Raw genomic sequence first — 9,562 nt, 5'->3', positions numbered from 1 at the left:
CCCTCCCGGTCCGACGCGTGCCGGGTCAGGCCCCGTCCCCTCCTTCGGAGGGCTCCGCCGCCTCCGCGAGAGCCGTCTGGATCAGCGTCGCCTTCCGCCTGGCGATGTACTGCGCACGTCCCGCAGGCAGGTTGCGCGGCTTGATGTTGCCGAAGACATAGCCCTCCGACGGCGGGCAGGACAGCAGTACGCCCGGAGTGTTGGCCTCGTCGAGGCGGCGCAGCAACTGGTCGTTGAGGCCGCGGCCGGCGCCGGTGGCGGAGCGGACGGCGATGACGTGCAGTCCCAGTTCGTGGCCCAGGGCCAAGTGGTCGAAGAGCGGGGCGAAGGGGTGGTCGAAGTTGTTGCTGCCGACCACCATGTCGTAGTCGTCGACGAGCACGAACAGTCTGGGGCCCTGCCACCAGTCGGCGAGCCGCATCCGGGCGGGGGTGATGTCCGGCCCCGGCAGCCGGGTCTTGAGCGCGCGGGCCGAGCCGCCGACGAGTTCCTTGAGGGCGTCGACGGAGACGGCGTGCCCGAGCTGGTACTCCGGCGGGACGGCGTCCACGAGTTCGCGCCGGTAGTCGACGACCAGGATCCGCGCCTCGGTCGGGGCGTAGCGGGCGGTGACCGCCTGCGCGACGAGCCGCAGCAGGTTGGTCTTGCCGCTCTCGGTGTCGCCGACGGCCACCAGGTGCGGGGTCCGGCTGAAGTCGTGCCACACCGTGGAGAGCTTCTCCTCGTCCTGGCCGAGTGGCAGCCGCAGTCCGTCGCCCAACTCCGGTGCGGGCAGCGTCGAGGCGGGCAGCCGGTGCGGCAGCATCCGTACGGCGGGCGCGGGTCGGCCCGACCAGTGCTCGGCGATCCTCTCCACCAGGGCGGTGACGCCCTCGCCGAGGTCCTCCGTGGTGGTGACGCCGTCGAGACGGGGCAGGGCGGTCAGGAAGTGCAGTTTGCCGTCGACCGTGAGTCCGCGTCCGGGCAGCCGGGGCACGAGGGCCGCCTTGCGTACGTCCACCACGGAGTCCATGGGGTCACCGAGCCGCAGTTCCAGCCGGGTCGCGCTCTGGTCACGTACCTGCGCGCTCAGTTCAACCCAGCGGGTGGTGGTGATGATCAGGTGGATGCCGTAGTTGAGACCGCCGGTGGCGAGTTGGTTGAACGTGGGCAGCAGGTGGTCGAAGTTCTGTTTGACCTGAGCCCAGCCGTCCACCACCAGGAAGACGTCCCCGTGTGCCTCGTCGGTGAACTCCCCGGCCGCGCGCCGGCGCCGGTAGGTGGCCATGGAGTCGATCCCCTGGTCGAGGAAGAACTGCTCACGGTGGTTGAGCACGGTGGTGACCTCGGCCACCGTACGGCTGATCCGCTCACTGTCGAGGCGGGAGGCGACCCCGGCGACGTGCGGCATCGCGGTGAGCGAGGAGAGCGTGCCACCGCCGAAGTCGAGGCAGTAGAACTGCACTTCGGCCGGGGTGTGGGTGAGGGCGAGGGAGGCGAGGAGGGAGCGCAGCACGGTGGACTTGCCGCTCTGCGAGCCACCTGCGATGGCGATGTGGCCGCCTCCCGCGGACAGGTCGAGCACCAGCGGCTCGCGCCGCTGGTCGAAGGGCTTGTCGACCAGGCCGACGGGGACCCGGAGCCGTCCGGTACCGGGCCAGCGGGTGGCGCTGAGGCCCCGGTCGGCGGTGGGTTCGATACCGGGGAGCAGACCGTCCAGGGTCGGCGGTACGTCGAGCGGCGGCAGCCACACCTGGTGCGCGTCGGGCCCGGAGTCCCGCAGCCGGTCGACGGCCACGGCCAGCAGACTCTCGGCGGACTCCGTCTCCTCCGCCGGGTCGGGAGCGGGGGCGGCGGAGGCCCGCGGGACCACCCAGCCGGCCGTCCAGGGCACGACCTGGCTGGCCACCCTGGCCTGGACGGCGGCGCCGCGGCGGTGCCGGTAGGGCCCGGAGACGTACGCGGCACGGAAACGGGTGAGTGCCTCCACCCCGCTCTTGAGGTAGCCGGCGCCGGGCTGCGAGGGCAGTTGGTAGGCGTCGGGGACTCCGAGCACCCCGCGGCTCTCCATCGCCGAGAAGGTGCGCAGGCCGATCCGGTACGAGAGATGGCTCTCCAGCTGGTGCATGCGCCCTTCGTCCAGGCGCTGGGAGGCGAGCAGCAGGTGTACGCCCAGCGACCGGCCGAGGCGGCCGATCATCACGAAGAGGTCCATGAACTCACGGTGTGCGGCGAGAAGTTCGCTGAACTCGTCGACCACGACGAAGAGGCTGGGCAGTGGCGCGAGCGGTGTGCCGGAGGCGCGGGCCTTCTCGTACTCAAGGGCGGACGTGTAGTTGCCCGCAGCGCGCAGCAGCTCCTGCCGGCGGATGAGTTCACCGTGCAGGGCATCCTGCATGCGTGTCACCAGGGCGACTTCGTCGGCGAGGTTGGTGATGACGGCGGAGGTGTGCGGGAGTTCGTCCAGGCCCAGGAAGGTCGCGCCGCCCTTGAAGTCGACCAGGATGAAGTTCAGCGTCTCGGAGGAATTGGTGAGGGCCAGTCCGAGGACCAGGGTGCGCAGCAGTTCGCTCTTACCGGAGCCGGTGGCGCCGATGAGCATGCCGTGCGGGCCCATACCGCCCTGCGCGGACTCCTTGATGTCGAGCTCCACGGGCGTGCCGTCCGCGCCGACGGCCACCGGGACCCGCAGCCGGGCGGCGCCGGTGTGGCGCTTCCAGAGGGTGTCGGGAGTGTGCCGGAAGAGATCGGGGATGCCCAGCAGTGTGGTCAACTGCACATCGGAGCTGAGGGGTTCGGCGATGTCCGCGGCAAGGCTCATGCGGTACGGGGCGATCAGCCGGGCCAGTGCCTCGGCGGCGACGGGCCCGACCTGGTCGGGGCGGCCGAGGAGGGTGGTCTGTTCCTTGCGACTGCGGTCGGTGCGCACCAGGCGGACCGCTTCGGGGGCCACGTCGAGGCGCAGGGTGGTGCGGCCGGGGCGCCAGGCGAGGGCTTCGGAGAGGTCCAGCACGACGGTGTTGCGGAAGCCGGGGCCGTCCAGCCGGTGACCGGCGGGCACGGTGACGCCGTCGACCACGATCACGGTGTAGGGCTCGTCACGGCCCGGCACCGCGTCCGGGTCGAAGACCGGGCGCTCGGTGAATTCGGCGCCGAGCAGGTCCTCCAGGTCGTTGAAGGTGCCGGCCACCATGCGGGCGGATCCGGCGCCGTCCTGTTCCTGCGGATGCAGGTTGTGCGGCAGCCACTTGACCCATTCCCAGTCCGCGCGCCGCTCGTCGGAGACGCACAGGGCGATCCACAGTTCCTCCGGCGGGTGGAACACGGCGAGCTGGCTCAGTGCGGCGCGGACCATGGCGCGAGCGGCGGCCTCGTCGCCGCGGGTCAGTACCCGTGACCAGGAGCGCAGATAGAGCGCGATGGGCTGGCCGGGCACGGTGCTGTAGGCGCGGATGAAACGGCGCAGGGCGTGTGCGCTGAGCGGCTCCAGGTCCTCTACGGGTTTGGTGGACAGCGGATTGAGCCGCATCGCGAACTGCTGGTCGCCGACGGCTATCCGGACCTCGCCGAAGTCCTCGTCCTTGACCCGCCGTTCCCACAGCCTGGTGGTGCGGACCATCGCGCGCAGCGTCCGGGGGTGCGGGTGCCGCCAGGCGAGGGCCAGTTGCTGTTCGACGACCGCCCGGTGGACCTGGCGTCGGATCTGGGTGAGATAGCGCAGATAGTCCCGGCGCTCTCCGCGCAGCCGCTGCTTGCGCTCACCCGCCTTGCGCATCGCCTGGCCGACCATCATGGCACCGGATGCCATCACCATCATGCCCAGCGCGATGTAGGTGAACGAACTGTTGCCGCCACCCGGTTTGATGAAGATCAGCATCATGGACACGGACATCATGGCCATCGGCAGGTACGTCCACACCGCCGAGCTGTCCGGCACGGTCTCCGGGAGTGTCGGGGGTTCCTGCAGGCTCAGCTCGCCCTCGGGCATGTCGGGGCCACGGCGACGGGCCGGTCTGCGGAAGAGAACCACGCTCAACGCAACTGCTCCTTAGGGGATCGGGGTTCCGCGCCGCACAACGGGTCGCTGATCCCCCGGCGTTATGACACGCCGTTGGCAGGGGCCCATAATTCTGTTCGACCGCCCATCAGTAGTCTGCACGGCGACGACACGTACGTCCAAGCAGGCACTTGCATGACTCCCGTCGGCACCTCGCCAGTTCGGGCCCCGACCTCCGGACCCTCCCCGACTCATGGAGACGTGAGACCCACGATGACCGACAGCTCCGTTGCGGGCCTCTGCCGCCTCACCGTCAGAGCCCCGGCCAGGACCATCGACCTGGCGGTGCCCTCCGACGTCCCCGTCGCCGATCTGCTGCCCACCGTCCTGCACTACGCGGGCGAGGAGGTCGAGGAGAACGGCCTGGAGCACGACGGGTGGGTGCTGCAACGCCTCGGCGGCGCCGCGCTGGACGACGAGAGCACCTTGGCCGCGGTGGACCTCAAGGACGGCGAGGTCCTGTACCTGCGGCCGCACACCGAGTCGCTGCCGGAAGTACGGCTCGACGACCTGGTGGACGGCATGGCGACGGTGACCCGGGACCGGCTGCACAGCTGGGACGCGGCGGCCGGCCGGCGCCTGCTGCTCGGCATGGCGGTCGCCGCCCTGATGCTGGGACTTGCGGTGCTGGCCTGGCCCGGCGGTCCGACCGGGCCCCGGATGGCCGCCGCCGGTGTGACGGGACTGCTGCTGCTGGCAGGGGCCGCCTCCGCGAGCCGTGCGGTGGGCGACGCGGCTGCCGCCGCCGCGCTCGGCCTCATGGCCGGACCGTTCCTGGCCCTGGCCGGCTGGTTGCAGCCGGGCGGTGAGATCGCGGGCCCCCAGGCCAACCAGGTGCTGGGCGCCCGGCTGCTGGCCGCCGCGGCCGCCTGCGCGGGCGGCGCGGTGCTCGCACTCGCCCTGACCGCCGTACGCACGCCGCTGTTCGTGGCCTCGGCACTGGTGTCACTGGCCGGGGTGCTGGCGGGTGTCCTGATGAGCCTGTTCGACCTCAGTGTGGACGGTGCGGCGGCAGCCGTGGCGTCGCTGGCCGTGCTGCTGGGCGGCTTCGTGCCCGCCCTGTCCTTCTGGCTGGCCGGGATGCGCATGCCGGCCCTGCCGACCAACCCGCAGCAGCTCCAGGAGGGCATCGAGCCCTACGACGGGGCGGACGTGACGACCCGCACCGAGCTGGCGAGCGGCTGGATGACCGGCCTCTACGCCGCCTCCGGCATCCTGTGCGCGGGCAGCCTGGTGCCGCTGAGCCGCAACCCGGCACTCCCCGAGGTCCTGACCGCGGCGGTGCTCGCCGTGCTCCTGCTGGTGCACGGCCGGGGCATGGTCAACGTGTGGCAGCGGCTGGCGCTGGTCCTGCCCGGTGCCTGGGGCGTGACGCTGCTGGTGCTCGCCCTCGCGGCCGGAACCGCCGCGGCCGACCGGCCCCTGGTGGTGGGTGGGCTGCTGGCCTCGGCCACCGTGCTGGCCGTCGCCTCCTGGACCGTTCCCGGTCGGCGGATGCTGCCCTACTGGGGCAGGGCGGCGGAGCTGGCGCAGTCGCTGCTGGCGATCGCCCTGCTGCCGCTGGCGCTGTGGGTACTCGGCGTCTTCGCCGCGCTGCGCGCCATCAACGGCTGACCCCGGCCAAGGGCACGACATGAACGACCACTACGACGCGAACGGCCCCGTATCGCGGGAGCCGGTGCGGACCGGCTGACCGGAAGGACCGCGGTTCATGCAATCCAAGCGCGACCAGGTGCAGGCGCACGCCTTCGTCATGGGCCGCCTCACCTCGGGCATGCTGCTCGCCGACCCGGACGCCCCCGAGAGCCCGCTGGGGCGCACCACCCGCGGGGCGGCCATCGGCGCCCTGATCGCGGTGCTGATAGCCGCGGGGGCGGTGGTGTTCGGGCTCGTCTCGCCGGGGGGAAACGACTCGTGGCGCAGCGGCAAGAACCTGATCGTCAACCGGGACACCGGGGCCCGCTACCTCTACCTCGACGGCCGGCTGCACCCGGTGCGCAACTACTCCTCCGCGCTGCTCATCGGCGGAGCCGACCTGGAGACGACGGACGTGGGGGCGGCCTCGCTGCGGGACACCCCGGTGGGTACCGCGGTCGGCATCCCGGGAGCACCGGACGGGGTGCCCTCCTCGGGCGACCTGGAGTCGGACGCGTGGGCGGTCTGTTCGGCGACGACGGACGGCGCCGCCGGGGGCGGCGGGAGGACGACGCGGGCGGTGACCGCGGTGGCGGCGGGCGCACCCCTGGAGTCGAGCGTGCTGGGAGCCGACGAGGCGGTGCTGGTGAGCGGTCCCGACAAGAAGAACTACCTGATCTGGCAGGGCAGTCGGCTGCCGCTCGACACCAGGTCCGGCGCGCTGCTTTCGCTGGGCTACAGCTCGGTGACGCCCCGCCCGGTGTCGGCAGCGTTCCTGGACTCGTTCGTGCCCGGACCGGTCCTGGCGCCGCCGTCGGTGAAGGGGCTGGGCTCGAAGGGCCCTTCTCTCGACGGTACGGCGACCAGAATCGGCCAGGTCTTCCAGGTGACGGTGCCCGGTGGCACGACGACGGGCTCCGGTGAACCGGGCGGCGCCCAGTACTTCCTGCTGGGGGATTCCGGCCTTTCCCCGGTGACCTCGACCGCCGTGGCGCTGCTGCTGGGCGATCCCGCCGTACGGTCGAAGGCGTACGACGGTGACTCGCCGACGGCGCTGCCGATCGGGGCGGACCTGCTGAAGGACCACCAGGCACCAGGTACCACCGGCCGTGACCCGTCGGTGGCCGGGCTGCCGGACAACCCGCCCCGGGCCGCCCGGGTGCCGGACGGCCGTGCGGTGTGCGCACGGGTGCTGCCCGGACGCGACGGTGTGCGGATCAGCTCAGTGCTGGTTCCCGCCGAAGCGCTGGGCCCGGTCGCCCAGCACAGCGGTGACGCGGTGGTGGACGCCTGCCTGCCGGTGGACGCGGTGGTCGTGCGGCCCGGTCACGGTGTGCTGGCGCGGGCGCTCGGCGCCGGTGGCGGGACGGTCGGAGCCACCACCTATTTCGTGGCCGACGACGGCGTGAAGTACCGGATCGGCTCGAAGGAGGCTCTCACGGCGCTGGGTTGGACGGAGTCCGACGCGCGGGGGCTGCCGTCCCCGCTGCTGGCGATGCTGCCGACCGGCCCCGATCTGAGCCCGCAGGCGGCGACCGGGCTGGTGCCCGCGTCGACGGCAAGGGCCTGTGCCGAGGGCTCCGCGGACGCACCCGGCGGGCCCGCCGCGCGGGTCGGGGCATCCGCGGATTCCGACGCCACGTTGCAGCCAGGTAAAAATAGTTGACGATCCGCCAAATCCTTGGCTTCACCGATCGTTCCCCGTTGCACCCTGCTCTCCGGCGTGCTTAGGCTCACCGGCGCCGCAGTTGAACCAGCTGTATCAGCATCCCATCGAAAGGCGGACCCATGGCAGGGACCGGACAGCAGTCAAACGAGCAGTCGACCCGTAACGGGATCCAGGCCCTGGAGAGCGCCTTCAGCGGCATCCTCAAGTCCCGGCAGGACGTGGACAACACCCGCGCGGGTCTCTCCTCGGGCTACCAGGGCAGCGACGGCGGTCAGTTCGGCGCCCTCCTCAAGCAGTGGGACGAGCAGTGCGACGGCATCCTGCGCAGCCTCGAGGACATGGTCGACAAGCTGAACCAGAGCCTCACCCAGCACGGCAAGACCCAGGGCTCCTCGAACGAGGCGATCAACTCGGCTTACAACCAGTCGCAGGCCGCCTACGACCAACTCATCGGCTGAGCAGGTCGCTCACCGGAGTCACGACCCCAGCGCGCAGTCCCCACCGAGCAGGAGGACCCCATGCCCGACAACCTGACCGACGGTTACATCTACGTCGACTACAACCACATGAACAACGCCGCCGACGACATGGTCCAGCAGACCAAGGCGATAGCGAACACGCTCGCGTCGCTGGAGGCGGAGCTGAACGAGCTGGTCAAGTCCTGGTACGGCGACGACGCCGACATGTACCGCCAGAAGCAGGCGGCCTGGGACCAGGCGGTGAAGAACATGGAGACGCTGCTGACCTCGCACTCCAGCCTGCTGACGGACATCTCCGACAACTACCGCTACAGCGAGAACTCGCTGTCCCAGATGTGGTCCGAGGTACGCATCGGCCGCTGACCGGGGACGGTCGCGGTGCGGTGCCCAGCTGAACCGGCCGGACGGCTACCAGCGCGATCGCCGTCCGGTTCCCGTATCTCTCCGCACCTCCTCCCCCGGCCTCCCTTCGCGACCCCTGCCCTCTCGCCGACCGAGCACCCACGAGGACCACGCCATGGCGGACCTGACCCATCTGGACGGACAGAAACTCAAGCAGTTCCGTGATCACGATCTCGCCACGTTCATCACCGACTTGAAGAGCATCGTGAAGGACGATCCGAACGGCGTCCTCGCACTGCACAGCATCGTCAGGGGCACGACCCCCGCGCAGTTCATCGGGGAGAACCCGGTGCTCGGCATCGGCCTGATGACGGCTGACGACACGGTCTACGGCAAGACGCTGATCGACGTCGCGCTCAAGTCGGCGAAGTCGATCGACGACGTCCTCGGCGACCAGGGTGTCCTCTTCGACGACATCGACGACAGCCTGGACACCACCATCACCACGCTGCTCAACACCCAGGGCGCCTCCTTGGAGAGCATCAACGGGGAGAAGTTCCTGGACGTCTGGTCCGGGGTCGACGAAGACCTCGAAGGGCCCGACACCGAGGACTGACCCTCGGCCTCCCCCCGGCACCCCGCCGTTTCCCGTGTCCGTCCTCCTCCACCCAGCGGAGTCCCGTCATGCCAGTCACCTCCGATCCCGGCGACTACTGGGGTCAGGCGGTCACCCTCTACACCGGGTACAACGTCCCCAGCCGCAAGAAGCTGTTCGACACCCTCAAGAGCAGCGAGGGCGTACCGCTGATGCGGCTGGGATTCGAGGTCCTGGCGTCGACCGAGCTGACCGCCCAGAACTTCACCGCCCTGGTGGGCTGGCACACCCAGCACGGTGAGGACTACGACCTGGCGTTCGTCGAGGCGGGCGGTGACGGCAAGCACTACGGCGGCACCCTGTACCAGGCGACCATCGTGTTCATCGGCATCCCCACCACCGACGGCACGGGGCGGCTGCTGGACGCGGGCGAGATCTGGAGCGCCGGAAAGTTCACCGGCGTACTGGGCAACGAGTGGGACCTCAGCCTGCTCCAGCAGTACCAGAGCGGGTCGAAGGCGGCGATCGACAGACTGCGCGCCGACCACACCACCCGGGGCTTCGAGTTCAGCGGTCTGAGCGTCCAGGACACCGAGGCCGTCGATGCCAACTCCTTCGACCGCACGGCGCAGGCCTACGACCGGACTCTGAAGTTCTTCGAGGACCATGCGGCGACCCTGGAGCAGTGGGAGAACTCCCTCGGGGAGGAGAACGCCGCCAGGCACGGCCACGCGGCGGGCCAGTTGTGGCAGTTGGTCCAACAGCTGCACAAGAACAACGACAGTTAAGTCGACCAGCACACCCCG

General features: G+C 70.6%; 7 protein-coding genes. 6 read left to right on the top strand and 1 reads right to left on the bottom strand.

The window, feature by feature from the left end; translation table 11 throughout:
• Positions 1-25: 25 nt before the first annotated feature.
• On the bottom strand, positions 26-3,967 hold the full coding sequence (eccCa, locus tag ACFWEP_RS26020; protein ID WP_387373378.1) for a type VII secretion protein EccCa: 3,942 nt from the start codon (positions 3,965-3,967) through the stop codon (positions 26-28).
• A 282-nt stretch (positions 3,968-4,249) separates the two neighbouring features.
• Here eccCa and eccD point away from each other — a divergent pair, with 282 nt between their 5' ends.
• The 6 genes from eccD (at position 4,250) to ACFWEP_RS25990 (ending at position 9,544) form a co-directional block, all read left to right on the top strand.
• On the top strand, positions 4,250-5,650 hold the full coding sequence (gene eccD / locus ACFWEP_RS26015) for a type VII secretion integral membrane protein EccD (protein ID WP_387373376.1): 1,401 nt from the start codon (positions 4,250-4,252) through the stop codon (positions 5,648-5,650).
• A gap of 97 nt (positions 5,651-5,747) precedes the next feature.
• Complete coding sequence (gene eccB / locus ACFWEP_RS26010; protein ID WP_387373374.1) at positions 5,748-7,337, top strand: type VII secretion protein EccB; 1,590 nt, start codon at positions 5,748-5,750, stop codon at positions 7,335-7,337.
• Positions 7,338-7,459: 122 nt separating this feature from the next.
• Positions 7,460-7,798, top strand: coding sequence for a hypothetical protein (locus ACFWEP_RS26005; protein WP_387373373.1), 339 nt, complete (start codon positions 7,460-7,462; stop codon positions 7,796-7,798).
• 60 nt (positions 7,799-7,858) lie between these two features.
• Entirely contained in the window at positions 7,859-8,182 is a 324-nt protein-coding gene (locus tag ACFWEP_RS26000) for a WXG100 family type VII secretion target (protein ID WP_387373372.1), read from the top strand.
• A 154-nt stretch (positions 8,183-8,336) separates the two neighbouring features.
• The gene (locus ACFWEP_RS25995) at positions 8,337-8,777 is read left to right on the top strand and encodes a type VII secretion system-associated protein (RefSeq protein WP_387373370.1); all 441 of its coding nucleotides are present in this window, start codon (positions 8,337-8,339) and stop codon (positions 8,775-8,777) included.
• A 68-nt stretch (positions 8,778-8,845) separates the two neighbouring features.
• Entirely contained in the window at positions 8,846-9,544 is a 699-nt protein-coding gene (locus tag ACFWEP_RS25990) for an AAWKG family protein (RefSeq protein ID WP_387373368.1), read from the top strand.
• Positions 9,545-9,562 lie beyond the last annotated feature (18 nt).

Origin of the sequence: Streptomyces sp. NPDC060198 (assembly GCF_042728415.1) — a bacterium.
Classification (GTDB): domain Bacteria; phylum Actinomycetota; class Actinomycetes; order Streptomycetales; family Streptomycetaceae; genus Streptomyces.
This window is presented reverse-complemented; position numbering and strand designations above follow the sequence as displayed.

Coding starts and splice junctions, on each gene's coding strand:
- eccCa (WP_387373378.1), bottom strand. CDS start 3,967: ATGCCCGAGGGCGAGCTGAGCCTGCAGGAACCCCCGACACTCCCGGAG.
- eccD (WP_387373376.1), top strand. CDS start 4,250: ATGACCGACAGCTCCGTTGCGGGCCTCTGCCGCCTCACCGTCAGAGCC.
- eccB (WP_387373374.1), top strand. CDS start 5,748: ATGCAATCCAAGCGCGACCAGGTGCAGGCGCACGCCTTCGTCATGGGC.
- ACFWEP_RS26005 (WP_387373373.1), top strand. CDS start 7,460: ATGGCAGGGACCGGACAGCAGTCAAACGAGCAGTCGACCCGTAACGGG.
- ACFWEP_RS26000 (WP_387373372.1), top strand. CDS start 7,859: ATGCCCGACAACCTGACCGACGGTTACATCTACGTCGACTACAACCAC.
- ACFWEP_RS25995 (WP_387373370.1), top strand. CDS start 8,337: ATGGCGGACCTGACCCATCTGGACGGACAGAAACTCAAGCAGTTCCGT.
- ACFWEP_RS25990 (WP_387373368.1), top strand. CDS start 8,846: ATGCCAGTCACCTCCGATCCCGGCGACTACTGGGGTCAGGCGGTCACC.